At 43.9% G+C, this 26,308-nt stretch carries 20 protein-coding genes and 1 tRNA gene; 13 read left to right on the plus strand and 8 right to left on the minus strand.

Annotated features, from left to right (window positions below; all coding sequences use genetic code 11):
• Nucleotides 1-33: 33 nt before the first annotated feature.
• The 10 genes from MAR181_RS12870 to MAR181_RS12915 all read left to right on the plus strand — a co-directional run bounded on the left by MAR181_RS12870 (nt 34) and on the right by MAR181_RS12915 (nt 16,515).
• On the plus strand, nt 34-1,368 hold the full coding sequence (locus MAR181_RS12870; protein WP_144011245.1) for a salicylate synthase: 1,335 nt from the start codon (nt 34-36) through the stop codon (nt 1,366-1,368).
• A gap of 65 nt (nt 1,369-1,433) precedes the next feature.
• A complete protein-coding gene (locus MAR181_RS12875; protein WP_013797035.1) occupies nt 1,434-2,741 on the plus strand; it encodes a lysine N(6)-hydroxylase/L-ornithine N(5)-oxygenase family protein in 1,308 nt (435 codons plus the stop codon).
• Between the two features lie 115 nt (nt 2,742-2,856).
• Entirely contained in the window at nt 2,857-8,241 is a 5,385-nt protein-coding gene (locus MAR181_RS12880) for a non-ribosomal peptide synthetase (protein ID WP_013797036.1), read from the plus strand.
• 16 nt (nt 8,242-8,257) lie between these two features.
• Complete coding sequence (locus MAR181_RS12885; protein ID WP_013797037.1) at nt 8,258-8,470, plus strand: MbtH family protein; 213 nt, start codon at nt 8,258-8,260, stop codon at nt 8,468-8,470.
• Complete coding sequence (locus MAR181_RS12890) at nt 8,470-10,191, plus strand: amino acid adenylation domain-containing protein (protein WP_013797038.1); 1,722 nt, start codon at nt 8,470-8,472, stop codon at nt 10,189-10,191. The genes MAR181_RS12885 and MAR181_RS12890 overlap by 1 nt, the downstream gene beginning before the upstream one ends.
• Nucleotides 10,191-12,200 carry a condensation domain-containing protein gene (locus tag MAR181_RS12895; RefSeq protein ID WP_013797039.1) on the plus strand — a complete coding sequence of 670 codons (2,010 nt, stop codon included), beginning with the start codon at nt 10,191-10,193 and terminating at the stop codon, nt 12,198-12,200. The genes MAR181_RS12890 and MAR181_RS12895 overlap by 1 nt, the downstream gene beginning before the upstream one ends.
• A complete protein-coding gene (locus MAR181_RS12900; RefSeq protein ID WP_013797040.1) occupies nt 12,197-13,867 on the plus strand; it encodes a (2,3-dihydroxybenzoyl)adenylate synthase in 1,671 nt (556 codons plus the stop codon). Before MAR181_RS12895 ends, MAR181_RS12900 begins: the two co-directional genes overlap by 4 nt.
• A gap of 14 nt (nt 13,868-13,881) precedes the next feature.
• Nucleotides 13,882-14,715, plus strand: coding sequence for a class I SAM-dependent methyltransferase (locus MAR181_RS12905; protein WP_013797041.1), 834 nt, complete (start codon nt 13,882-13,884; stop codon nt 14,713-14,715).
• A 92-nt stretch (nt 14,716-14,807) separates the two neighbouring features.
• Complete coding sequence (locus tag MAR181_RS12910) at nt 14,808-15,278, plus strand: hypothetical protein (RefSeq protein WP_013797042.1); 471 nt, start codon at nt 14,808-14,810, stop codon at nt 15,276-15,278.
• A gap of 37 nt (nt 15,279-15,315) precedes the next feature.
• The gene (locus tag MAR181_RS12915; protein WP_013797043.1) at nt 15,316-16,515 is read left to right on the plus strand and encodes an MFS transporter; all 1,200 of its coding nucleotides are present in this window, start codon (nt 15,316-15,318) and stop codon (nt 16,513-16,515) included.
• 613 nt (nt 16,516-17,128) lie between these two features.
• On the opposite strand, the gene MAR181_RS12920 is transcribed toward MAR181_RS12915, so the two are convergent.
• The 3 genes from MAR181_RS12920 to uvrB form a co-directional block, all read right to left on the minus strand.
• Nucleotides 17,129-17,205 (minus strand) — tRNA-Val (locus MAR181_RS12920).
• Nucleotides 17,206-17,288: 83 nt separating this feature from the next.
• Complete coding sequence (locus MAR181_RS12925; protein ID WP_013797044.1) at nt 17,289-17,477, minus strand: hypothetical protein; 189 nt, start codon at nt 17,475-17,477, stop codon at nt 17,289-17,291.
• Between the two features lie 28 nt (nt 17,478-17,505).
• A complete protein-coding gene (gene uvrB / locus MAR181_RS12930) occupies nt 17,506-19,530 on the minus strand; it encodes an excinuclease ABC subunit UvrB (protein ID WP_013797045.1) in 2,025 nt (674 codons plus the stop codon).
• A gap of 201 nt (nt 19,531-19,731) precedes the next feature.
• On the opposite strand from uvrB, the gene MAR181_RS12935 reads away from it, so the two are divergent.
• The gene (locus MAR181_RS12935) at nt 19,732-20,616 is read left to right on the plus strand and encodes an MBL fold metallo-hydrolase (RefSeq protein WP_013797046.1); all 885 of its coding nucleotides are present in this window, start codon (nt 19,732-19,734) and stop codon (nt 20,614-20,616) included.
• An 8-nt stretch (nt 20,617-20,624) separates the two neighbouring features.
• Nucleotides 20,625-22,361: a SulP family inorganic anion transporter gene (locus MAR181_RS12940; protein ID WP_013797047.1), complete on the plus strand. Its 1,737-nt coding sequence runs from the start codon at nt 20,625-20,627 to the stop codon at nt 22,359-22,361.
• Nucleotides 22,362-22,384: 23 nt separating this feature from the next.
• Here the strand turns inward: MAR181_RS12940 and MAR181_RS12945 are convergent, their stop codons facing one another.
• The 5 genes from MAR181_RS12945 to ihfB all read right to left on the minus strand — a co-directional run bounded on the left by MAR181_RS12945 (nt 22,385) and on the right by ihfB (nt 25,491).
• Nucleotides 22,385-22,690, minus strand: coding sequence for a ComEA family DNA-binding protein (locus tag MAR181_RS12945; RefSeq protein WP_013797048.1), 306 nt, complete (start codon nt 22,688-22,690; stop codon nt 22,385-22,387).
• 131 nt (nt 22,691-22,821) lie between these two features.
• The gene (gene pyrF, locus MAR181_RS12950) at nt 22,822-23,523 is read right to left on the minus strand and encodes an orotidine-5'-phosphate decarboxylase (protein ID WP_013797049.1); all 702 of its coding nucleotides are present in this window, start codon (nt 23,521-23,523) and stop codon (nt 22,822-22,824) included.
• A 77-nt stretch (nt 23,524-23,600) separates the two neighbouring features.
• Nucleotides 23,601-24,779, minus strand: coding sequence for a lipopolysaccharide assembly protein LapB (gene lapB / locus MAR181_RS12955; RefSeq protein ID WP_013797050.1), 1,179 nt, complete (start codon nt 24,777-24,779; stop codon nt 23,601-23,603).
• Between the two features lie 5 nt (nt 24,780-24,784).
• A complete protein-coding gene (locus MAR181_RS12960) occupies nt 24,785-25,108 on the minus strand; it encodes a LapA family protein (RefSeq protein ID WP_013797051.1) in 324 nt (107 codons plus the stop codon).
• 74 nt (nt 25,109-25,182) lie between these two features.
• A complete protein-coding gene (gene ihfB, locus MAR181_RS12965; protein WP_013797052.1) occupies nt 25,183-25,491 on the minus strand; it encodes an integration host factor subunit beta in 309 nt (102 codons plus the stop codon).
• A 212-nt stretch (nt 25,492-25,703) separates the two neighbouring features.
• On the opposite strand from ihfB, the gene ppa reads away from it, so the two are divergent.
• Nucleotides 25,704-26,234 (plus strand): inorganic diphosphatase, encoded by a 531-nt coding sequence (gene ppa / locus MAR181_RS12970; protein ID WP_013797053.1) that lies wholly within the window; start codon nt 25,704-25,706, stop codon nt 26,232-26,234.
• Nucleotides 26,235-26,308 lie beyond the last annotated feature (74 nt).

A 26,308-nucleotide genomic window follows, 5' to 3' on the forward strand; every position in this document is an offset into this window, starting at 1 on the left:
TGTTTACCAGACAGTCGAGATGGAGTTTTGAACATGAGTAATATTGCCCTAGACCTAAATATAACAAGCTCAAACACAAAAAATGATGTGTTCGAATTAGCCGCTAGATTAGCAAGCAGCAAGCTTTTTGAAGACTATATGATTTATGAAAAAGACGGCGAATGCTGGTTCGGTGGGGGTATCGAACGGTCGGTGACTTTATATGCAGACCGTTTAGAGTCCAGCTATAAGGGTCAATCATTAGTAGTAGAAGCTACAGATAAAACACTATTTGAATTACTCAACACAGAGCTGTCTTCATGGGAAGGTGCCTGGCAAGCAAACGGATGGGCCTGTTTCGAACTGGCATACGCTGTAAATGAACCTAATGTTCTCAATGACGATGAGCAAGCCGGAAAAGTCCCCCTACTGTTTTTATCTCAACCTAAAGCGATCGTGTCATTAGGGCAACACACTCCTGAAATACAAACTAAAGACGAAAGCCTAAAACAAAAAATCAACGAACTCCTAAATACTCCCAAAGTATCTAACGCCTCAACAAATGGCGTCTCCATTCCAGATAGTGAAGAATACAAACAATGGGTCAATAACTCATTGACTCAAATAGAAAAAGGCACGTTAGAAAAAGTCATTTTATCAAGAAAACTAAAATTGGACTTTTCACCTGACTTTGTTGCTACTTGGTTGCGTGGTCGCAAAGAGAATACACCGGCTCGATCTTTTTCACTGAATTTAGGCGATTGGCAAGCCAGTGGCTTTAGCCCTGAACTCGTTATGTCTATTGATAAAAACCGTATTGTCACGACAGAACCTCTTGCCGGAACTCGTCGTAGAGATGGCATTTTTGCAGAAGACATCTCTCGTTTTAACGAGCTATACCGAGATCCAAAAGAAACACATGAACACGCCATTTCGGTCTTCTTAGCAACAAATGAGCTAAAAGCGGTCTGCCATGAACCTTCCATTGTTGTTCGTCGGTTCATGGAGCGAAAGGAAAGAGGATCTGTTCAACATCTTGCATCAACAGTATGTGGTGAATTGAAAGATGGATTGAACCCATGGGATGCATTCGCAAGCCTATTCCCTTCTGTTACTGCTTCAGGAATCCCCAAAAAACCTGCCTTTAAAGAAATACGCCGTAATGAAGTTGAAAGTAGAGGCCTGTATGCGGGAGCCGTTCTTCGTCTCAGCCATGATGGCACCTTCGACGCAGCGCTGGTACTGAGAAGTTTGTTAGGCCATAAGGGCAAATCCTGGTTGCAAGCTGGCGCGGGCATCGTCAGTAACTCTACTCCTGAGCGAGAGTTAACTGAGACAACGGAGAAACTGAGCAGTGTTGCTCCTTGGGTCATGAAGCAAATGGCATAGTTCAAACCATTTGCTTGATGACAGATTCCAATAGCTAACACATACTTAATTAAGGGATATAAATAGTGCAATACTCAAACACACCAGAATTTTTTGATTTGATTGGGGTCGGATGTGGCCCATCTAACCTAGCTTTAGCCATCGCATTAGACGAACAAAAACAAAACCTAAACACTGTATTTTTAGAGAAACAAGCGGACTACAGCTGGCATGGCAATACCATTACAGGTAATAGCTATTTACAAATTTCATTTCTTAAAGACCTTGTCTCCTTTCGTAATCCAATGAGCTATTACAGCTTTATTAACTATTTAAAAGTACACAACCGTTTACACGATTTTATTAACCTTGGCACCTTTTACCCTAGCCGATTAGAGTTTAATGACTACTTACGCTGGGTCGCTAAACAGTTTTCTCATCAATGCCAATACGATGCTGAAGTGATTGCGATTGAACCGATCAAAACACGCGATACTGTCACTTCATTGAATGTACTTTCTCGTGATCATGATGGAAAAGAAACCTCTCGCATCACTCGCTCACTGGTCATTGGCACAGGCGGAAAACCTTACATTCCAGAACCTTTTAAAGCCTTAAAAACCGACTCACGCGTTTTTCACCACTCTACTTATTTAAAATCTGTAAACCTTATTACCTGTAACACAGAGAAAAGAGTGGCCATTGTCGGTGGAGGACAAAGTGCGGCAGAAGCATTCTTAGATATTTACGAGAATGATCCATCTATAAAAATTGATTTGATCGTCAGAGGCTCATCATTGAAGCCTTCAGACTCAAGCCCTTTTGTAAATGAGATATTCGCGCCGAAAGCAACAGATGCCATGTTCAACATGACAAACCATAGCCGCGCCGAAACGCTAAAAGAGTATCATCACACAAATTACGCTGCGATCGATTTGCCAATGATCGAACAGATATACAGCATTTTATACAAACAAAAAATCACCGGCGATATTCGCTACAGATTTTTGCCTAATACGAACGTTGAAGCCTCTAGCACTCAAGAAAACGGTATTTCACTAAAAATCATCAACTCATCTAATGGTTCATCCGAAACCAATGTTTATGATCAGGTCATTTTGGCTACGGGTTACGAGCGAAATACACACCGTGAGCTGCTTTCCTCTATATCTGATTATACAAAAGATTTTGAAGCCGACAGAGACTACCGACTACTGTCTGACCCGCGTCTACAAACGCCTATTTATCTACAGGGGTATTGTGAACACAGTCATGGGATTAGTGACACCTTACTTTCCATACTGGCAACACGATCGGGAGAGATCACCACGTCTCTATACAAGGCCCTAAATTCAACTAATAAGAAAAAAGAAGTGTCTAGCGCTCTTATCTGACCATCACAAGATCCATGTTAATAAACGGTAAGTATGAGTGGGCAGTTCCTATGCTCACTCAAGAGCCCATGCTGTTTAAAACCAGAGTTCTCTTTTACAACAAGGCTTAATGACAATGAATATCGCACAAAAGCAATTACTGCTAAAACGGTTAGCTAAATCACGCGGCTTAGAGGTATCCACTCATATAGAAGATCCTTCTAGCAACATACCGCCTTTAGAAAATACGCTTTCAGTGCCTCTTTCTCACGCCCAAGAAAGAATGTGGTTTCTTCATCAATTAGACCCAAGCTCATCGGCCTACAATGTATGCGTTCTTTGGCACTTAAAAGGGCCGCTAGACTACAAAGCACTTAAAGAAAGCGCTGTTCGAATTACCATGCAGCACAGTATTTTTAGAACGCTTTACTATACAAATGACGAGGGTAACTCTAGACAAAAAATAGTGTCAAGCTTACCGCCTGAATGGCACACACAAGATCTGAGAAAGTATGAGAAAAAAGAGCAAAATGAAAAGCTCAATGCGATTGCTCAAAAAGCCAGCACAGACCCTTTTGATTTAACCCAAAAGAGTGGATTACGCTTAATACTAGCCACTCTCGATGATGATTACCATGTGTTGGTTATGATCGGCCAGCATATTTCATGGGACGGCCCGTCATTCGGCATTTTTTCCAATGAACTTGCCCGTGGCTATAACTTATACCTAAAAAACGACACATCTAATCAGTCATCGACACCATTACAATACGTAGATTTTGCTGACTGGCACCGTAAGCAATGGCAAACTGACACAGAAAAACGCGAAACGGCCCTAGCCTTCTGGCAAAAAGAGCTTTCACCATTACCCGAGAAGCTAGACTTCCCTACTGACTTTGTTCGCACAGCAGGGAATGATGAGTCTGGTGGCTGGTGCAGCACAGATTTAGACAAAACCACAACGGCCTCTTTGCAGAAACTGTGCGCCGAAGAGCAGGTTACCCCTTTCGAAATTTTAATCACCACGATCGCTATTCTTATCACTCGCCTAGCACGGGCCTCTGAAATAACAATTGGCACCGTTGCCTCTCACCGCAATATGCCAGAGCTCAATGATGTCATCGGCAACTTTGGTAACGTGGTTCCTATTCGTTTAAAAGTATCGCCAAGCTTTAGTTTTCGTCAGCAATTACAACAATGCGCCAAAGTCTGTCGCGTGGCCTTTTCAAACTCAGACATTCCATTTGAACATTTATTAGAACGACTGGATATAACCCGTGGAGAATCCTCTAATCCTTTATTAGATACCATGGTGACCTTCTTAGCCCACGGTATGAATCCACCTGAAATGGATGGCTTAAATGTAGAATGGCGCAAGCACTTCAATGGTACAACTCAGACCGATTTATCCTTCGACGCCTTATTGCAAAACGACTGCTTACAGATACAAGCCACATGGAGAAAGTCTCTTTTCCACGCCAACACCATACCAAAGCATTTGCAACGTTTAGCAAATTTACTAGGTACATTTGCTAACGCCCCTGATCAGATTATCGCCGCTGAAAGTCTATTACTCAAAGAAGAATACAGTCAACTTGTTGACTCATGGGGACACCGCCCAGCGCTCTCGAAAAAAGCGCCAACCGTCATTGATTGGTTTGAAAACATAGTCAATGAAAAACCAAAAGACATTGCGGTTTATCAAACTCGCGCACTAAAAAAGCATGATAAAAAAGACGCTACCCAACCCGAAGAAAAATTGGATTTTGAAACCTTAAATGCTCGAGCAAACGCCTTGGCTCGCTGGCTCATCAAACAAAATATCGGACCAGAAAAACAAATCGCTATTTGCTTACCTCGAGAAAAAGAATGGTTTGTTGCCATGCTAGCCATCTTAAAAGCAGGTGCTTCTTTTATCCCTATTGATCCAAATTACCCAAGCGATTACATAGACAGAGTGGTTCGCCTTGCTGAGCCATACTTCATCTTTATTAATAAACAAGCATCGACTGAAAGCTCTTTGACAGGCGCAATCACACAGCAAAGTGGCAAACTTGTCGACCTTCATACTGCCGAAACGGCCGCAATGGAAGGAGGTTTATCTAACACCAACGTATCGGACAATGATCGTCTCGAAAAACTGTTACCAGAACACCCTGTGTATACGGTCTTCACTTCTGGTTCCAGCGGTCAACCCAAAGGGGTTGTCATCCCTCATTCAGCCTTAGCCAATTTACTTAGCAGTCATAAAAAAGACCTTTATGAAGCAGCCATAAAGCGCACAGGTCGAAGCACCCTACGAATAGGCCACGCATGGTCATTGGCTTTCGATGCCTCTTGGCAGCCTAATTTATGGATGTTTGAAGGTCATGAATTGCACTTATTTGATACCGATGTTATGCAAGATCCTATTGCTCTGGCTCAAGAAATCATTCAACGTAAACTGGATTTTATCGAGCTAACACCAGGCATGTTAGACGAAGTTCTGCCTTGGTTGGAGTCAGGGGTTACCTTGCCAAGTGGCGAATACCTAGCAGGGCATATCCCAGCCTTGCTTGGCTTTGGTGGCGAAGCGGTCAAAGCCCAACTTTGGCAAAAAATGATCGACCTAGAACAGACCACTGGCTTCAACCTGTATGGGCCAACTGAAACCACAGTCGACTCCATGATTGCCCGTGCAGAAGCAAATAAATCCCCAAGCATTGGTATGCCAATATGGGGCGCGCACGCTTATGTTCTAGACAAATGTATGCAACTCGCACCACCTGGCATTCCAGGTGAGCTGGCTATCTCAGGAGAAGGACTAGCAAGAGGTTACCTTGGTCGTGGTGACCTTACCGCCAGCCATTTTGTCGCAAACCCTTACGGCCTGCCTAGCTCAAGACTATATCGCACTGGTGACCGAGTCCGTTGGTTGCGAGATGGCATGATGGAATACATTGGACGTATTGACGAGCAGATTAAGATTCGGGGGTTCCGTGTAGAACCATTAGAAGTAGAAGCCTCTGTCGAAAGGATTATCCAATTACCTTGTGCAATCGTCGTCAAAAATCACAACAACAAGGTACAACTACTGTGCTTTTATGAGCTAGGCAATCAAGCTGATGAGGCAGACATTTCCCGATCTCTGAAAAACAAATGTGCTCACTCCCTACCAGATCATCTAATGCCTAAACATTTCATGGGAGTTGAGAAATTACCACGTTTGCCAAATGGCAAAATTAATCGTCGTTCTTTGCCCGATATCACCTTATCAGATAGCAATATTGGACGAGAGCCAAGCACAGAATTGGAACATACTTTATGTGCTCTTTTTGCTGATGTATTGGGTCTTAAGAAAATAGAAATTGATGACAGCTTTTTCGAATTAGGCGGGGACAGTATTTCCGTTATCCGACTCGTAAGTTTGGCTCGTCGGGAAAACATATTGTTGTCAGCAAGACAAGTTTTCACAGCCCGTAGCGTGGCAAAAATTGCCCTTGAATTGGAACAAAGCGGCACAGCCAATACAACCAAGCCTAAAACCCCAGATCAGGCCTCAAACAACAAAAACTGTAAGGCCAACCAGTTAGCAAGGCAAATGGGCTTACCACTTCATAGCTTACTGCCTGTACTTCTCGCCACAGCAGGCGTTGGTACAGGGCTTATTGCCACCAATAAACAAGGCAATGTTAACCTGAAAATCCAGCAAACAAAGTGCCTTTCTACGCAAAACGATCAAGCGCTATCTATTATGCTATCTAAGCTCGGAACTGAGTTGACACACAGCAAACAACTTAGTGCGCAAATTAGAGGTTGGTGCTGGCAAATTGCTCATTCAGAATCCGCTATCAACCTTGAAGATCAAGCGGTTATTCACACAATAAATCATCAGCAAAAGCATGATTTAGAGTTTCGTTTCCTTCACACCTTCGCCACAGCCGATGCAGCAGAAACAGAACTCAACCAACAAGTAAGCACTGACACCAACAACGCACTGGTCAGTGTTTTTGCTTACCACCTGCAAGAAGATCCAGAGCAGAAATTGCGTTTTGCGGTATTCACAGAATCCTCAAAAATAAGCGACTCAGCACTTAACAAACTGCTTGCAGAGTACCGAAGAGTCATCCAATTGTTGTCAACAGCATCGGATCTAGAAGCCTCTTTAACCGACTTATTGCCAGCAAATTCAAGCACCAAAATCACTACCCCCTTACAACGGAAGATGGTTCTAAACTGCGATGATGAAAATGACCCTTGGACCATTCAATTAGAGCTGACACTCACATCATCGTTAGACCCTAAGCATGTTGAAACTACCCTAAAGCGCAATACCCATCATTTATTAAATAAACATGACGTATTGCGTTCTGGTTATTTCAATAATGGCGAGCAAACCTTTATAGCAGAAAACTTACAGCCTGATTGGCAGTATGAAGACTGGAGCCACTTAGCAAAAGCGGATCAAAACAAACAAATCAATGAGTTCAGAGAAAAATGGGAATCTTACAGGTTCACACTCCACCAGCCACCACTAATTCGGTTCATGTTAATTCGTTTAACAGACGATCATTTAACAGACGATCATTTAACAGACAATGAATGGCTACTCTTCATTAACTCCCATCATTTGTTATTGGATGGTTGGTCAACACCACGCCTGTTACACGAGCTACTTAATAACGCAGATGATATTGATACACAAGTCACACCTACATTGGCTTGGGCGGATTATTTAAGCTGGTTACAAGAACAAGATAAAAGCCAATCTTGGTTGTACTGGAATCGTGAACTAGACAGCATAAAAACACCCTCAGTCATTGCACCAGAACGCAAAAGCCGTACGCCAACACAAGACATATCGGAAGTATTAAGCTCATCAAAAAATACTTCATTGATCGCAACGGCCAATAGAATAAACACACCTCAAGCGGCACTTTTCCAGCTCGCTTGGGCTCGAACTATCTCCACCTCTTTAGCCCAAAAAGACGTTGTCTTTGGCTTGTTTGACTCAGGCAGAGCCTTAAACCTAGATGGCATAGAATCACTCATCGGCATGCTTGTACAAATTGTTCCTATACGGATTAACACAGCCGATCAAACACCGATAAGCGAACAGTTAAAAGAGCTACAAACAAAAAAGTTTGAGTGGCAATCATTGGCACCGATTCATCTTGACCACCTTGCGGCAACAGAAAAACACGGGGAGGTTTTTGATACCTTGCTAGTGATAGAAAACGCACTAGAAGGCGATGTAGAAATAACGCGAGCCTCTCCAAACGCAAAACAGCAGACAACAACCGTTGCCAACATCACCAACCAACGCTGGCGTGACTCGATTGCCCAAAGTCTTGGATTGTTTGTCTACCCCGGCAAAGAGCTAACTCTTCGCCTGTGTTATGACCCAATTGCGCTGAGCCACCAATTTGCGCAAGAAATATTGCTCAGCTTTAAAACACATTTGAGTGACATAACACAGGAAATAAACGCAGAGACAACATCAAAAGATGAGTCCACAACACCTCAAATGACCACACCATGATCACGGAGAAATTAACATGAGTGACAGTATTTTTGACGATGAGTCGATTTTATTTTTAATTCTAATAAATGCTCAAAAACAGTATTCGATCTGGCCAAATATTCTCCCAATTCCTGATGGTTGGCTGGCTGATAATGGCCCTATGTCTCGCAAAAAATGCATGGACTGGCTCGAAGCCAATTGGACCGATTTACGCCCTATTCAATCTCAACAAGAGCAAGCTGTCTGATGGATCAATTAATCACCCCTAACCAATCAGGGGACACACTTCATGACCGTTTTGAACAACAAGTACAGATTTGGCCCGATAAAATAGCGGTGAGTTACCAAGATCAACAACTCACCTATCAACAGCTAGATGTATTAGCAAAAGCACACAGTGAAGAGCTTATCAGCCGTGGGGTTCAGTCGGGCGATATGGTGGCCGTCATGCTTTCAAGAAGTGTCGACCTTATTGTACACATTATTGCTGTCTTGAAGACTGGCGCTTGCTATGTCCCTATTGACCCTAATTACCCTGCAGATCGAGTGGAATGGGTTATAGAAACCAGCACCCCTGTCTGTTTCATTAGCCGCCGTGAGTTGTGCCAGAACATATGGCCTGAGCAACTTCCTTCGCAGCTAAAAGAACGCTTTTATTTCATTGAATCGGCTCCTCAAGTCAATGTAAACAATAGCCAAGCATCGACTGATACACCTTCACATCAAGAGACAGAAAATAACCAGCACTCAGACCTTGCTTATGTGATTTTTACATCAGGTTCCACAGGGAAACCCAAAGGCGTCATGGTTGGCCACAGTCAGGTCATTAGCTTGCTAGATGCAGTCACCCCCATGTTAGCCAACGACCATAATGATGTGTGGACACTGTTTCACTCCTTTGCCTTTGATTTCTCAGTCTGGGAAATATGGGGGGCACTCACTACTGGTGCGCGCCTATGCATTGTTCCTCAGGAATCCACATGGTCAGCAGATGCTTTCTTAGAATTATTAAAGCAAGAACAAGTCACCATTCTGAATCAAACCCCTTCTGCTTTTTACGCATTGACTGCTGCAGTCAATGAGGCACATACCAAAACAGGAGCAAGACAAACACTGTCATTACGCAGTGTGATCTTTGGTGGTGAAGCGCTCAACCTAAACAAACTGAATGCATGGTGGAAACATTACCCAGAAGGCAAACCACGATTAATCAACATGTATGGCATTACAGAAACCACTGTACATGTCACTTGGTTAGAGCTTTCTAAAACTCTCTTTAATAATGATTCAAGCCCTATTGGCCATGCGCTCACAGGCCTGCAAGTTCACCTGCTCAATGAAAAGTTAGAGCCAGTCAATGAAGGTGAAGTGGGCGAAATGTTTGTCAGTGGAAAGCAATTGGCGATCGGCTATTTGAAGCAAGCGGGATTATCTGCAAGTCGCTTTGTCGCTAGCCCTTTCCATAAGAGCCAACGCTTGTATCGCTCGGGTGATCTGGCCATGTGGCAAGATGGGCAACTTTATTATCAAGGGCGAGCAGATCGACAATTAAAAATCCGAGGTTTTCGTATTGAACCCGGTGAAATTGAGTCGGCTATGGAGTCACACCCTGTCGTACAAAATTGTGCTGTTATACCAAAGCCTGAAAAAGATGGCTCATCACCAAAAAGCTTGATCGCATTTTTGATTGCCACAAAAGACTCTCACACTGAAATGAATTCAAAAGACACGCTCTCAGCGCTTAGGGATCACGCAATAAGCCTGCTGCCAGCACACTATATTCCGACCGAATATGTCTTTGTTTCCTCTTACCCACTTACCGTCAATGGCAAGCTTGATCAGGCCGCCCTGTTAGAAATCTGGCAACAAAAATCAAACGTCCCAACCGCTCATGATAATCGTATGGCACTTCTTCAAAAGAAGTTAGCCAAACTCCAAAAAAACTACGCTCAAAAGGAGATAGAGTAATGTCTGATTCCCAAACAATATTGCATGAAATTACGGCGCTTTTAGCACAAAAAATCAATGTAAATGCAGACAGCATTTCCCCTAATGACAACCTTTACGCATTAGGACTAGATTCAATCACCCTAATGGGGATTGTGGCTCACTGGCGTGCGCAAGGCTATCTAGTAAATTTCACCGCTTTGTCATCCAAACCATGCGTGAATGACTGGGTTAATATATTAGCTAATGCCAAACACCCTGAGCACGCTTCTGCTCCTCAAGCCACACAGAAAATCGCTTCAACACCAACCGAAAAAGCATTTCCACTTGCCCCAATGCAACAAGCCTACTGGTTAGGTCGCAACCCTGAACAACCTCTTGGTGGCGTCTCTGCGCATTTATATACCGAGTTTGAAAGCGACAACCAGATCGTCCCAGAAACCCTTGAAAAAGCTTTAAATAAATTAGCTGAACGTCATTCTTCTCTCAGGTTAATAGTGACCCGAGATGGTCAACAAATTCACAAATTAAGTGAAAACAGCACACCTATTCCTCTAGTGATTAATGACTTACGTGAAAAAGACGCTACCACAATTGAACAAACACTAGAAAATACACGTCAGCTGCTTTCATCACAGATGCTCGATATTGAAAATGGTGAAGTGCTTGCCATTGCCTTAAGCCAATTACCCAATGGTGGCAGCCGATTGCACCTAGATGTGGATATGGTGGCCGCTGATGCCGTGAGTTACCGAGTACTGCTACGTGAACTTGCCATGCTCTATCAAAACCCAGAAATCGAACTTGCTGAACTACCTATGAGCTTCAGTGATTGCCGTCACAATATAGAACAGAACTATTCAGACGTGAAAAAGCGCTCTGGTGAATGGTGGAATAATCGTCTTCACCAAATGCCTGAAGGCCCAAAACTTCCGTTAAAAACCAGCCTATTCGAAACAAAGAATACTCAGCCACATACCACAAGACGTCACTTTTATTTTGATTCCACACTGCGTGATCAGCTTTATCAAGTATGTCGTGAACACAACCTTACACCGGCTACTGTCTTAGCAACGGTGTTAGCAGAAACACTTGCCGGCTGGAGCAGTAACTCACACTTCCTTATTAATGTGCCTTTATTCCTTCGCCCAATCGATGGACCTGATCTATCAGGCGTTGTCGGTGATTTTAGCAGTTCAATCATGCTTGAAGTGAATTTAAGCGAAGTAGAGACATTCCTTGACCGTGCCAAAACAATCCAATCACAACTACATGAAGACGCCTCCTATGCGGACTATAACGGCGTTCAAGTATTACGTGATATTGGCCGCTTAAAAGGCCATCAAGTTACCGCCCCCATCGTCTTTACCAGTGCTTTAAACCTTGGAGAACTATTTGAACCTGTCGTACGAGACGTCTTTGGCGACCCAATATGGATCATCTCTCAAGGCCCTCAAGTATTACTGGATACCCAAATAACCGAACTGGATGGTGGCTTACTGCTCAACTGGGACTGTCGAGAAGACATGTTTATTGATGGTGTCTTGGATGCCATGTTTGAATTTTTCCATACCTCTGTTCTTGCCCTTGCTAATAAAGCTGACACTTGGTCTCAGTGCCTATCCGATAATTTACCGAGCGAGAGAATACAAGCCGAAACAAGCAACAACGAAACGTTAGCACCTGAACAAGAAGCTGTTTTACCAACCACCACAACAGAAAAAGCGGTTGCCTCAATCTGGTCAGAAACCATTGGCTCTAAAACAGATGACATCAACCTCAATTTGTTTGCCTCTGGTGGTGACTCCGTTTTAGCCACAACGCTAGTAGCCAAACTAAGAGAGGTTTTTGGCGTCGACTCCATTGACCTTAAAGCCCTGTTTAACGCCCCAAGCATTGCTGGTGCAGTTAGCTCTATCATTGCTACATGTGGCGATGAAATGGTGAATGAAATCGCGACTTTCTATTGCGAAATCATTGAGTTAGATGATGAAAGTATCAAAGCAGAATTAGAAGGCACTGTATTATGAATGCGGCATTCGATGGACTTACTCCGTGGCCAGAAGAATTGGCAGAAACCTATTGCAAAGGCGGTTATTGGCAAAACCAAAACCTAGCCAGCTGGTTTGCTGAGAAAGTCTCTAATAAAGAAAACATTGTTCTCAGTGGACTGGGGATAGATGGTAAGCCTCAGGACCTCACAGGGAAAGAATTACACCTTTGCGTGCAGGAACTTGCGCAAGGCTTGGCGAAACTAGACATTCAACCAAGTGAGAAAGTGGTATTACAAATGGGTAATACCAATAGCTTTGTTATTACCTTGTTTGCACTGTTTGAACTAGGTGCTATTCCAGTGATGGCACTGCCTGGCCATAGGTATAGAGAAATAGAACATTTCCTTAACCTAACCAAGGCTCGTACATGGATTGCAGGAGACATTGAAGAAAACTCTCCTATTCCAGACTTGGCCGTTAAGCTAAAAGAAGGTGTACCTAGCTTACAAAATATCATTCTTGATAAACAAGATACTGGCTCGTTTCACTCATTAGGGTCCTTACTAAAAAAAGGGAATAAAAAGTTTGAAAGCACCAATCTCGGTCATGCAACTGACCCAGCTGGAATAGCTGTATTGTTATGCTCAGGTGGCACAACTGGATTACCTAAGCTGATTCCTCGAACGCATCGTGATTATCTATTCAATGCAAAAGCCAGCGCTGAAGTATGTGAATTAGATGAAAATGATGGCTATTTAGTCGCATTACCAGCAGGACACAACTTCCCATTGGCTTGCCCGGGGATTTTAGGCGCCTTCGAACAAGGTGCTAAAGTGGTTATGTGCCCTTCTCCTAGCCCAGACATTGCCTACCAATGGATCACAGATACCAATGCCACTGTTACCGCCCTCGTCCCTCCCCTAGTTCGAGTATGGCTACAAAATGCTGAGCTTGGCTTTAAAGCCCCAAGCACATTGAGAATGCTGCAAGTAGGTGGATCACGCCTAGATGCAGATTTAGCCCAATGTATTCCGAATAAGTTAAGCTGCAAATTACAGCAAGTATTCGGCATGGCCGAAGGCCTATTAAACTTCACTCGCAGTAAAGACCCAGACCTTTTGGTACAAAAAACACAAGGTCGACCTTTGTCTGAGCTGGATGAAATTCGAATAGTTGATAGCCAAGGACAAGACGTACCCAATGGCCAACGAGGCGAACTTTGGACAAGAGGCCCTTACACTTTAAGAGGTTATTACAAGGACCCAAAAGCAAATGATTCTTCATTTTCGGCAGATGGTTATTACAAATCAGGCGACCTTGTCCGCCGTTTAAGTTCTGGTCACCTTATTGTTGAGGGACGTATAAAAGAAGTCATTCGTAGAGGCGCAGAGACCATACCAGCAGAATCTCTCGAGACGCACTTAAGCCTACATTCAGAGATTCAAGCCGCCGCGGTGATTGGACTACCTTGCGAACGTTTAGGACAGCAAGTATGCGCTGTACTGGTTAACAAAGAAGAGACAGATCTAACACTGACGCTAAATGAAGTCCGTCATTTCTTAATTGAAGAAGGCGTTGCGCATTTTATGCTGCCCGATTCAATCGAATATGTGCCTGAACTTCCTCTTACTGCTGTAGGTAAAGTGGCCTACCAACAATTGATCTCAAAATTTTCTCCCCCTTCACCTGAGACCACATATTAAGGAATATTTCTATTATGACAAATGACACTTTCAGCAAGTCGTTCACCCAAACTAAGGACTCTAAAGTTACTCAGCCAGAATGGTCAGCAAGCGAATATGAAGAAGGCAATGAAGGGCAATTCCAAGCGGCTTGTCATGCCATGGAATCCATTAATGCTTGGAATACCAGAGACAAAGGCTATGCCGCCGATATTGGTTGTGGCAGTGGTCGATTAGTGGAAGCACTGGCTCGTAAAGGAGGTTGGCAAGTCGATGCAAAAGATGTGTCCCAATCTATGATCGATGCCGTTATAAAACGCTGTGAAGGTTTACCCGTTACCGCCAGTGTGTGTGACGCCAGTGATCTATCATTGGAAAAAAATAAGTACGCGCTTGTGTCTAGTTGCTGGATGTTGCATTGGCTTAAAAACGCAACCAACACATTAGAGCAAATGGTCAACGCACTTACCCCATCTGGCAACTTAGTACTGCAATGGAGTTGTGGACAACCTAGATCCGAAGGGTTTCTGTTACGAGACACACTGCAAGAAGTTTTCGACCGTCCTAAATGGATCGAACGACTAAAATCCGCGCCGCTGGCAATGTATCACCATCCAATAGAAGAAATGAGTAGCCTGCTTGAGAGTATGGGGCTAGAAATCGTTTCTACCCGCGAAAATATTCTTATCAGTGGCGGTGAAAATATTGCCGGCCTAAAACGCTCACTACGTTCCGCTGCCTTTGCCGCGCAAACCGTTGTATTGGGTGACGATGTAGATGAACTGATCGATGAAAGTTTGTACTTATTAAACGCACGAAATGCGCTGCGTATCTCAAACACGGAAATCATTGCTCGAAAACCTGACTAAAAATGCCCTCACAATCCGCAAGGGTATAAAAAATATCAGCCCTATCAGCCAACTAAAAAGGAGTTGGCTAACGTTAACTTATGGAGATACTTATGAGCTTATTAGCCCATGAAACCAAACACTGTCCCCTAATGCTCGCTATCGCTAAAGGCAAGCCAACTATGGAACAACATTTAGAGTCATTAACCCATTGGGATAATTGGTTTGCCGATGAAAAACCCATTCATGTAATACGTTTTTTTGATGATGCTGACTCCCTTCATCCGCCTTCAGGTGCAGGCAAAGAGACCAAGAAATGGATGAATGAAGGCGCCGACAATAAATTCCGCGCCTTTATAAAACATATGATGATTGTTGTGCCAGAAGACCAATATGAACGTATGAAAAATATGAGTGTCACAAAAGTGTTTGGCATCCCTGGAGGCATATTCCCTTCCACCGATGACGCGTTCGAATGGTTAGCTCAGCAGGCTGACACAGATATTTTTGACCATGATGATGCTTGGCGAAATGACATAAAAGAAACAATCAGAGCACACCTTGTAGAAGAACTACCAAAGTAAAAACAGCCATGCCACCAACTAAATTTAGAGGTAAAAAATGACAACATATAAACGCTCTACTTGGTCGTTATTGTTTAGCTTATACGCTACACAATATGTAGGGATTAGCTTTTTATTGGTGGCACTAGTGGCTATTTTACGCAGCCAGGGAATGCCTTTAGAGAAACTAAGTATTGTGTATAGCCTAGGTGTTTTCTGGGTATTTAAGTTTCTTTGGGCACCTTTGATTGACCGTTTTTCATTGCGTCGATTTGGTCATTACCGAACTTGGCTGCTGACTTTACAGGCCGCCATGATGATCAACTTAATTATTCTAGGATTTTATGATCTCTCAACCGACTTTGTATTAGTCATGTCTCTTTGCGCTACATTCTCATTTTTCTCCGCAACTCAAGATGTGGCGGTGGACGGTTTAGCTTGTCGCCTTCTCGATGTGAACAGTCGTGGAGTGGGAAATGGCATACAGCAAGCTGGCACCATGTTTGGGAGCTTGGTTGGCAGTGGTTTGGTATTGTCTATTTACCCAATGCTAGGATGGCTTGGCTGTATGTTGCTTATGGCAGGACTGACCGGTATCTCTTGGCTTCAGCTAATTTTCTATAAAGAACCGACTGGAAAGGTACGACCCCAAATAGGCTATAAACGTTTAGTGGGATTTTGGCGGTACGTATCAAAACCATGGCTGGTGCTTTTGTTTCTGTACCCAATAGGTGGCGGTATGGCATACGCCATCATTAACCCTATGCTTGTCGATATAGGCTGGTCGTTAAGTAGTATTGGAACAGCTATATACCTTGTGGCAACACCATTTGGTATCGTCTCAGCATTAATTGCAGGAAAACTCATTCAGCTCGTTGGAAGACGCAAAGCTCTGCTTGGCTTAATGTCTACGCAAGCCTTGTTTTTGTTGGTGCTACTCATTCCTGCTTACGGTGTGAATGAGACACTCCCTGTATACGCATGCCTTATCACGTATTTTATTGTCCATTCCCCGATACCTGCCGTGCTGTATACCCTAATGATGGATCAAACAGATCAAAGGACGCCTGCAACGGATTTTACCATTCAAGCCAGTACTCTCATGCTTATTGGTATTATCACATCTGGCGCAAGCACGGCATTAGCAGGTGCATTCGGCTACATTGCTGTTATCTGGATGGCTTCCGCAATGTGTGTTGTGGCGTTTATTGCCGTATGGTTTCTAGGCACAACAAACAGACTCACAGCTTCCACATAAGTGTTTTAAATACGACGCAAGATGCTTAAAGACGTCCTTGCAACTAACGATCAGTCAGCCTGCAAAATAGAAAATAAGTGCGATTCTGTAAAAGAGACATGAAAGAAGCCAGCTGCTGAAGTTAGAACTACAATGAGAAAGAACAGGAAGTTTGGTTTGGTATGGAACGCTGTTAAACGTATAAAGAGATAATGAGCCATTGGTGAAAACCTCGACGCGCTTTTTATGCAGTGAAAGATTGGCGAAAAGATTAAAGCGACTTTTTACGTTTTTCTGTAAAGAGTTTTTTTGCGCTAGACAAAAGATCCCCACTTCGTCTTCCCCTTGAAAAACTTTCCTTTCAAAGAAAATGGGAAGGAACACGAGATTTGGTATGGTTTGGAACGCTTTTAAACGTAAAAAGAGATAATGAGTCACTGGTGAAAACGCTCGACACGTTCCTGAATGTGCGAAAGGATTAAAAAGATTTTTTGGTTACTTTTGCATCGTTTGGCAAAAGTTACCCGCCTAGCAGGGCGGAAAAATAATGTTCCTCAACCAAAGCCATTCAGAGGGAACAAAAAACAGGCACAAAAAAGCCCCGACCTTTTAAAAAGATCGGGGCTTTCGAATGTGGTAGGACTAAGCAGATTCGAACTGCTGACCTCTACCATGTCAAGGTAGCGCTCTAACCAACTGAGCTATAGTCCTAAAAAAGTGTTGGCTATTATACCCAGCGCTTTACGTTTGACAAGCTTTCTTACGCACTTTTTTAGTCTTTTCGTGATTTGCTTTTAGGCCTCGAGGGGAACCAGCAATTCGTGACCGATGACTTCATCAATCAGGTGATACGGCACCTTGTATTTCTTGTCTCGAAATTTCACTAAGGCAAAGTCGTAACACATTTCAATCACAGTGCAGTTAACGATCACACCATTATCAATCACTCGAACTATGTTGTAATTTCTCAAGGTAATCGCCATCAACTCACCTCTGATTGTAAATGCGTTACTATTCGCCGACGTCTTTTAGTTTTTTCTGTAAGACACGAATCTGGTCACGATAGCCAGCGGCCAATTCAAACTTCAGCTCTTCTGACGCCTGTATCATTTCTTTTTGCAGTTGGATCATGGCTTTACGCACTTGTGCCACGTCATCCATGCTTTCCACTTGGTACTCTTTCGCGGTTTCTGCGACTTTCTTGGTCTTATTACCACGCTTCCCAGCCCCTGGGTTATAAGCACCTTCTAAGATATCTTCCACCGATTTATTAATACCTGTCGGTGTAATGCCGTGCTTAGCATTATGTATTTGTTGTTTCTCTCGACGCCGTTCGGTCTCACTGATGGCACGTTCCATAGAACCTGTGATTCTGTCCGCGTATAAGATGGCTTTACCATTTACATTACGAGCAGCACGACCAATGGTCTGAATCAAAGAACGCTCGGAACGTAAGAAACCTTCTTTGTCCGCATCTAAAATGGCCACCAGACTCACTTCAGGAATATCCAAACCTTCTCGCAGTAAGTTGATTCCCACCAGCACATCAAACTCGCCCAGACGTAAATCTCGAATGATCTCAACCCGTTCTACGGTGTCGATATCAGAGTGCAAATAACGGACACGTACCCCATGATCATTTAGGTAATCGGTTAAATCTTCCGCCATGCGTTTGGTTAACGTTGTCACTAACACTCGCTCACCGATTACAGTGCGTTTGTTGATTTCCGACAACAAGTCATCCACTTGCGTGGCAACAGGTCGAACTTCCAACTCTGGATCAATCAAGCCCGTCGGACGCACAATTTGCTCGACCACCCAATCCTGATGTTCTTCTTCGTACTTCCCCGGTGTCGCGGACACAAAGATGGTTTGTGGTTTGATCTGCTCCCATTCCTCAAAGCGCATCGGTCGGTTGTCTAACGCTGATGGCAAACGGAAGCCATATTCCACTAAGTTTTCTTTACGAGATCGATCGCCTTTGTACATGGCACCAATTTGCGACACGGTCACATGAGACTCATCCACGACCAACAAGGCATTGGCGGGCAAATAATCAAACAAGGTCGGTGGTGGCGACCCTTCTTCTCGACCAGACAAATAACGCGAATAGTTTTCGATACCAGAGCAATAGCCGAGCTCTTGCATCATTTCCAGATCGTAACGGGTGCGTTGCTCTAGACGTTGTAATTCAACCAACTTGTTAAGGGATTTAAGCTGTTCAAGGCGCTGATCCAGCTCTACCTTAATTCGATCGATTGCCCCTTCAATGGTTTCTCTTGGTGTTACATAGTGGGTTTTAGGGTAAATCGTCACGCGAGGTACTTTGCGTAAGGTTTTATTGGTCAAAGGATCAATAAAGGACAAATTCTCGACTTCATCATCAAACAATTCAATACGAATCGCCGTGTCTTCGGAATCCGCAGGAAAGACTTCAATGACATCGCCGCGCACACGGAAATTGCCACGCTCCAGTACTAAGTCATTACGACTGTATTGCAGCTCCGCCAAACGACGCAATACCGCTCGCTGATCGATACGATCACCTCGGTCCAGATGCAACATCATTTTTAGATAGGATTGCGGGTCGCCCAAACCGTAAATCGCCGACACGGTCGCGACGATGATAACGTCTTCCCTTTCCAATAAAGCCTTGGTGGCAGACAGACGCATTTGTTCTATGTGTTCGTTGACGGAGGCATCTTTCTCGATAAAGGTATCTGACGCCGCCACATACGCTTCTGGCTGATAGTAATCATAATAAGAAACAAAATACTCGACGGCGTTGTGAGGAAAAAACTCCTTAAACTCTCCGTACAATTGCGCCGCTAGGGTTTTGTTGTGCGCCATGATGATGGTTGGGCGTTTCACCTGAGAGATAACATTCGCCACGGTATAGGTTTTACCGGATCCAGTCACCCCTAATAGGGTCTGGTGAGCCAAGCCAGCGTCAACCCCTTGCACCAATTTCTCAATGGCTTTTGGCTGATCACCAGCCGGCGAATAAGATGAGACAACTTGAAACTCTTGCGACACGACTTTGTTCCTAAGCTTAAAAATCAATTCGATAGATTAGCAAAAATTCTCTCTCTCGTCTGGTCTTTCCACAGGCCTACTCCGATTGATTAAGATCAAACTCCACGATCTTTCCACAAACCGACAATACATTAGACTTTACTAATTTAATAGCCATATATAACATAATGAAATATACTTATAACCTAGTGAGGTTTTATAATGATGAATACTAAAACGCAATCCGACGTTCAAATAAAAGCCTTCTTTGATGAAGCAACATTCACTGTCTCCTATGTGGTCACTGACCTAGCAACAAAGCGATGCGCTATTATTGATTCCGTATTGGACTATGATCATGCCGCTGGAACCACAGACACTCAATCTGCCGACGCCATCATTGACTATGTCAAACAACACCAACTTCAACTCGATTGGTTGCTGGAAACCCACGTTCATGCCGATCACCTTTCTGCCGCGCCCTACCTGCAAAACACCTTGGGTGGCAAAATTGTTATTGGTGATCAAATTACTCAAGTGCAAGCCACTTTCTCTAAAATCTTAAATGTCGAAGCTGAGTTTCGCCGTGACGGATCTCAATTCGACTTATTGGTGAATGAGCAAGATACCTTGCCACTTGGGGAAAACAATGTTCGCATTTTACACACCCCAGGACACACGCCCGCCTGTTTGACCTATCTGATTGCAGACGCGGCTTTTGTTGGCGATACGCTGTTTATGCCAGACTTTGGAACAGCACGCTGTGATTTTCCTGGTGGCAATGCCAACACCTTGTACCGCTCTATCCAAAAGATTTTTGCTCTACCTGACGAGACACGCCTTTTCATGTGTCATGACTATAAAGCCCCTAATCGCGATGTGTATGCGTGGGAAACCACAGTAGGCGAGCAAAAAAATCATAATCAGCACATTCATACTGGCATTTCCGAAGACGCTTTTTGTCAAATGCGCAACACCAAAGATGCCACACTCAGCATGCCAAGGCTGATTTGGCCAAGTGTACAAATCAACATGCGCGCAGGGCATTTACCACCAGAAGAAGAGAATGGTGTGCGCTACCTTAAAACCCCCATTAATCTTAAATAAGGATTGGGATGAAAACATTGGATCGCGGCTTGCCGGCCATGGCATGGTTAAGACAGTATTCTCATAAAGACCTGGCTACAGACGGCATGGCCAGTTTTATTGCGACTATTTTGCTGATTCCACAAAGTATGGGCTATGCCATACTAGCCGGACTTCCTGCGTATTTGGGCTTATATGCCAGCATACTGCCGTCCATTGTTTATTCTTTACTGGGCACCAGCCGCAGCCTTGCGGTGGGTCCGGTGGCCATCACTTCAATGATGACAGCCACCGTTATCTTACCTTTGGCCATGCCCGGCAGCGATGCCTACGTTAGCTTGGCCATTTTATTGGCGTTTGTATCAGGGGTCTTTCTAGTATTAATGAGCCTATTAAAAATGGGCTTTTTAACCAACTTATTAAGTCACCCTGTTATATCCGGTTTTATCAGCGCCTCAGCCATCTTGATTGCGGTTGGTCAGCTCAAACATTTATTGGGCATTCAGGCACATGGTAATAATCTGATTGAACTCATCCAAGACATGCTAAGCCACGCTGATGAGATTAATTTGCCAACATTCATCATCAGTAGCTTGGTGATTGGGTTATTAGTCTTTTTTAAACAATACCTAAGTAAAATATTGAAAGCGCTGGGACTATCGTCTGAAACCGCTAACTTACTGAGTAAAGCGGGTCCAGTCTTGGTGGTGGTACTTACCACTGTGTGTGTGGCCTTGCTGTCACTGGATCAACAAGGCATTAAAATCGTTGGTCACATTCAATTAGCCTGGCCTTCCATTGACTTAACCAACATAGAAACAGACACCTTATGGTCTTTACTGCCCGGGGCATTTTTAATCAGTGTGGTGGGATTTGTCGGCTCAGTGTCAGTGGCGCAGTCCTTTGCCGCCAAGCGTAAAGAAGACATTCAACCTAACCAAGAATTACTTGGCTTAGGTACGGCAAACATCGCCTCAGCCCTAAGTGGTGCTTTTCCTGTTACCGGCGGCTTTTCTCGTACCGTGGTCAACACCAGTGCTGGTGCCAAAACGCCGATGGCCGGAATTCTAACCGCATTATTCATGCTGCTTGTGCTGTTCTTTTTAACGCCTCTTTTTTACTATCTGCCCAATGCGGTTTTGGCCGCCAGCATTATTGTGGCCATTTTACAGCTGGTCGATATAAAAGATTTCATCCGACTTTACCACTTTTCAAAACAAGAAGCCTTGGCCTTAGCGGCAACCTTTTTAGTGGTGTTATTTGTTGGTATGGAAACGGGCATCATCGTCGGCATTAGCTTATCCTTGTTGTTTTTCCTATGGCACACCAGCCACCCTCACATCGCTGTGGTTGGCCGTGTCCCTGGAACCGAGCATTTTCGAAATGTACAACGCTATCAGGTTGAGACGACCCCAGACATTGTCACCATACGAATCGATGAAAACCTTTTCTTTGCCAATGCGAGAGTATTAGAAGACTATGTGTTGAGCCTCATTGCGCAACAAAAAGACGTGAAACACGTTGTGCTGATGTGCAGTGCGGTGAATATGATTGATGCCAGTGCGCTAGACAGCTTAGAAGCCATTTCTGAACGCCTTAACTCAGCTGGGGTTACTCTGCATTTCTCGGAAATCAAGGGGCCAGTGATGGACAAACTCCGTCAGGCGACCTTAATCACAAACTTAACAGGGCAGATATTCTTAACCCAACACCAAGCCATGCAAGCATTAAGTCATCCTGTCGAAGCACAAAATCAGGGCGAGTAAAGAGACTCGCCCTGAGCGACAGGTTATTGCGCTTCTTCTGTCTCTGGCACTTGGATAAGCGCCCTATTACGCTGTAATAAGGCATGGCCAATGCCTTTTACTTCAACAAGTTGATCAACGGAAGTAAAGGGGCCATTGGCTTCACGGTATGCCACTATGGCTTCGGCCTTTTTCTGACCCACTCCCGACATAATGGCTGCGAACTGATCCGCTGTGCCGATATTAATGTCCAAAGGCGAAGCCGCCATGAGCAGAGTCGAAAAACACAAGGAAAGCGCCATAACGCAATGAGTAATACTGGAACTGAGTTTTTTAAGTAGGGTTTTCATATAAAGGTCCTTTTCAAATTAACACTGGCATCATGCCAATAAAAAACCACTCATTGATTAAAATTTAATCAATGAGTGGTTTTAGAGTAAAAGTTTTTTTGTCTAACTTCAAGACAGTGACGAAGTGTCCTTTAAAGACCTAAGCTCTGATTCACTTCCGTTAACACCGCTATCGGATCCGCTGCCTGCGTGATAGGACGCCCAACGACAAGGTAATGACTGCCTGCCACCATGGCTTCGGCTGGTGTCATAATGCGTTTCTGATCTCCTTGATCAGAGCCTGCTGGGCGAATACCCGGAGTGACCAAAACAAAGTCCTTACCCAATTCAGTGGATAACATTTGTGACTCTTGAGCCGAGCAAACCACACCGTCCATTCCAGACGATTTGGCCAATGCCGCCAAGCGTTTCACATGCTGTTCTGGTGTCATATCAATACCGATTTCACGTAAATCCGACTGATCCATGCTGGTTAATACCGTCACAGCAATCAATAACGTGTTTTGATCTGGCAATTGCTGTAAAGCATTGGCAGACGCCTCCATCATTCGACGACCACCAGACGCGTGAACATTCACCATCCACACTCCCGATTTGGCAGCCACGCTCACTGCATTGGCAACGGTATTTGGAATATCGTGAAATTTTAAATCGAGAAAAATCTCAAAGTTTAATTTATGCAATTCCTCTAAAATGGCTGGGCCAGACGTAGTGAATAACTCTTTACCGACTTTAACTCGACATTGGCTCGGGTCAAGTCGCTTTGCCATCTCGATAGATTGCGCCATGGTTGGAAAATCTAGGGCAACTACGATAGGGGATTGGCAGCTCATTTAGTGTCCTCTTATGCAGTGACAAGCTAAGGTACTTGTCATGTCTTTCTATTAACTTAGTAAAATCAAAAGCGAATTTATTCGCCTTCTAAACCATGAATGGGTTTCACAACACCCCAGGTTTTACAGCTCGGGCATTGCCAATGTAGCTGATGACCAGAAAAGCCACACTGGCGACATTGATATTTATGCTTGGCCTGAACCAACTGATCAATCAGCTCATACAGAACCGATAAGTGTTGTTGGTTATAGCCTTGAGAGTCGGCTATCTGTATGTTGATCAGCTCTTTAAAGCCTTTAATCGTAGGGTGTTTTCTTAATTGCTCAACCAAAAACATCTCCGCGTACTCGCGGTCATTGTCCATATAATGTTCAACCAAAGCCATGATCAGGGTGGTCGAAGGCTTTATATCGTTCTGCTCTTGTAAAAACTTAATATAACCACCGCTGCCCCAAACTTTTTGATAGCATTCTTTTAATTGCGGTATGATCACAGACACAAAATCACTATCCTGTTCTGCGACGTGTTTCAGCTCTTTAATGGCATCTCGATAGCGGTTTTGTTTTTTCAATACATCTGCAGCGCCGATACTGGCTCGGACACAAGTAGGGTCCACTTCCAACGCTTGTTTGTATTGTTGATAGGCTGGCTTCCACTGTTCTTTCTTTTGATGCTCTTGCGCCATTTCACAATGAAAATGCCCTAGGCGTTTTATCTCTTTTTTTGTAGCGGTTTCTTTGACCAACTCTGAGCCAATTTGAATGGCTTTGTCCCAACTTTGCTCAAACTCATACAGATCCACCAAGAGGGTCAAAATTTTCGGCTGAAACTCGCTCTTTCGTGCTGTAGACGCCATATTGAGCAACAAGCGTCCAGCACGATCCAATAAACCGGCCGACATAAAATCACTGGCAAGCTCAAGCTGTACCATGCGCATTTCTCGTTGCGAAATTTCAGGGCGTGCTAATAGATTCTGGTGGATATTAATGGCTTTTTGGATCTCGCCTTTTTTGCGAAACAAGTTACCGAGAGTTAAATGAATATCAAAGGTTTCTGAATTGACTTCCAAGGAATCAACAAAAGCATCAATGGCTTCGCTGTGCTGATCATTTAATAAATGATTTAGACCACGAAAATAGTCATTAGGAATGGATTTCTTCAGGGTTTTGCTTTTTTTAGTCGGCGTTTTACGCCCCATTGTCCAACCGACAAAGAGTGCAACAAACAATACTAGGAACAAGCCGACTTCGGTCAACGCCGCTACTCCTTCCCTACCGACAGCTCTTTCGTAATGGATGCTTTTCTAAGGGCATCAACTTCATCTCGCGCTTTTTCATACTTACGGTTTAATACCCGAATTTGACGTTCGCTGCGTAAATAAGCAACAGAACTGACTAATAAGGCAATACAAGCTCCGACTGTAAACGCCAAGATGATGTAGAGCGCAACACTCAGCTCTGGGCCTTGCCAGAAGACCAAATCAAGATGGATAAGTTGTGGGTTGCGGATAGCAAAAAATACTCCCACCGCAAGAAAGAACAGCACAAGAACCGTATAGATAACTCTTTTCAGCCATTTAAGCATAAAACAACCTATCGAGAATAGAATGGCGATATTATGCCGTGATAGCTGAAAAATTTCGAGGTATTAGATGTAAATTAGTTGAGTTCGTTCGCCGTTGACTCTGACGATTCGTTGACCAACTCACGTAATTCCTTACCAGGCTTAAAATGAGGGACATACTTAGCACTTAATTCAACCGATTCGCCCGTTTTAGGATTACGTCCAATTCTTGGCGCTCGATAATGCAACGAAAAACTACCGAAACCGCGAATCTCAATACGCTCACCATTCGCTAAAGAGTCAGACATATGTTCTAACATCGCTTTGATGGCTTGTTCAACCTCTTTAACAGGCAAATGAGATTGCTGATCGATAAGCAGTTCTATCAGCTCAGATTTTGTCATTACCTTCCTCGCGTCTAATATTTGACCAGTATTATGTAAGACTAGCTAAATTTGGAAAGAAAGCAATAAGTTATAGCTTATTACGCAGATTTTTATCCATTTTATTCAATCCTTAGGAGGAATAATAGTTTTTCACTTGGTTCTACAACTAGCATCTGAACAAGCTAGCTTTTATAATAGCGCCCATATTCAACCAGATCGGAAGAAAAATAATGAGCTACAGCAATATTCCAGCGGGTAAAGACGCACCAAACGACATCAATGTCATTATCGAAATTCCAGCGCAAGCAAATCCAGTTAAATACGAAGTCGACAAAGACATGGATGCGCTTATCGTAGACCGTTTTATGACAGCGCCTATGTTTTACCCAGCTAACTATGGTTATGTTAACCACACGTTAGCTGACGACGGCGACCCTGTTGATGTATTAGTGATCACACCTTACCCAGTCGTGCCTGGTTCTGTCATTCGCTGCCGCCCTGTTGGCGTTTTGAACATGTCTGACGAAGCTGGTATGGACGCAAAACTGGTTGCTGTCCCACATGAGAAATTAAGCAAAGAATATGGTCACATTCAAGATGTGAACGACATTCCGCAATTGCTTCGTGACCAAATCGAGCACTTCTTCGAGAACTACAAGAAGCTTGAAGAAGGTAAGTGGGTGAAAGTAGAAGGCTGGGCGAATGCTGACGAAGCACGCAAAGCCATCGTTGAAGGCGTAGAAGCTTACAACGCACAATAAGACGACTTCTCGCTGACCGCTTCTTTCTTCAACTTATAGCAAGAGCATCACCAGCAAGAGACGAAAAAAAACCG

It is taken from the genome of Marinomonas posidonica IVIA-Po-181, from assembly GCF_000214215.1.
In the GTDB taxonomy this organism is placed as follows: Bacteria; Pseudomonadota; Gammaproteobacteria; order Pseudomonadales; family Marinomonadaceae; genus Marinomonas; species Marinomonas posidonica.

Excerpts from the sequence above, each read along its gene's own strand:
- MAR181_RS12960 (WP_013797051.1), bottom strand. The coding sequence starts at position 25,108 with ATGCTTAAATGGCTGAAAAGAGTTATCTATACGGTTCTTGTGCTGTTC.
- MAR181_RS12900 (WP_013797040.1), top strand. The coding sequence starts at position 12,197 with ATGAATGCGGCATTCGATGGACTTACTCCGTGGCCAGAAGAATTGGCA.
- MAR181_RS12905 (WP_013797041.1), top strand. The coding sequence starts at position 13,882 with ATGACAAATGACACTTTCAGCAAGTCGTTCACCCAAACTAAGGACTCT.
- MAR181_RS12880 (WP_013797036.1), top strand. The coding sequence starts at position 2,857 with ATGAATATCGCACAAAAGCAATTACTGCTAAAACGGTTAGCTAAATCA.
- MAR181_RS12915 (WP_013797043.1), top strand. The coding sequence starts at position 15,316 with ATGACAACATATAAACGCTCTACTTGGTCGTTATTGTTTAGCTTATAC.
- MAR181_RS12935 (WP_013797046.1), top strand. The coding sequence starts at position 19,732 with ATGATGAATACTAAAACGCAATCCGACGTTCAAATAAAAGCCTTCTTT.
- MAR181_RS12890 (WP_013797038.1), top strand. The coding sequence starts at position 8,470 with ATGGATCAATTAATCACCCCTAACCAATCAGGGGACACACTTCATGAC.
- MAR181_RS12925 (WP_013797044.1), bottom strand. The coding sequence starts at position 17,477 with ATGGCGATTACCTTGAGAAATTACAACATAGTTCGAGTGATTGATAAT.
- MAR181_RS12940 (WP_013797047.1), top strand. The coding sequence starts at position 20,625 with ATGAAAACATTGGATCGCGGCTTGCCGGCCATGGCATGGTTAAGACAG.
- ihfB (WP_013797052.1), bottom strand. The coding sequence starts at position 25,491 with ATGACAAAATCTGAGCTGATAGAACTGCTTATCGATCAGCAATCTCAT.
- ppa (WP_013797053.1), top strand. The coding sequence starts at position 25,704 with ATGAGCTACAGCAATATTCCAGCGGGTAAAGACGCACCAAACGACATC.
- MAR181_RS12870 (WP_144011245.1), top strand. The coding sequence starts at position 34 with ATGAGTAATATTGCCCTAGACCTAAATATAACAAGCTCAAACACAAAA.
- MAR181_RS12910 (WP_013797042.1), top strand. The coding sequence starts at position 14,808 with ATGAGCTTATTAGCCCATGAAACCAAACACTGTCCCCTAATGCTCGCT.
- pyrF (WP_013797049.1), bottom strand. The coding sequence starts at position 23,523 with ATGAGCTGCCAATCCCCTATCGTAGTTGCCCTAGATTTTCCAACCATG.
- MAR181_RS12885 (WP_013797037.1), top strand. The coding sequence starts at position 8,258 with ATGAGTGACAGTATTTTTGACGATGAGTCGATTTTATTTTTAATTCTA.
- MAR181_RS12945 (WP_013797048.1), bottom strand. The coding sequence starts at position 22,690 with ATGAAAACCCTACTTAAAAAACTCAGTTCCAGTATTACTCATTGCGTT.
- MAR181_RS12895 (WP_013797039.1), top strand. The coding sequence starts at position 10,191 with ATGTCTGATTCCCAAACAATATTGCATGAAATTACGGCGCTTTTAGCA.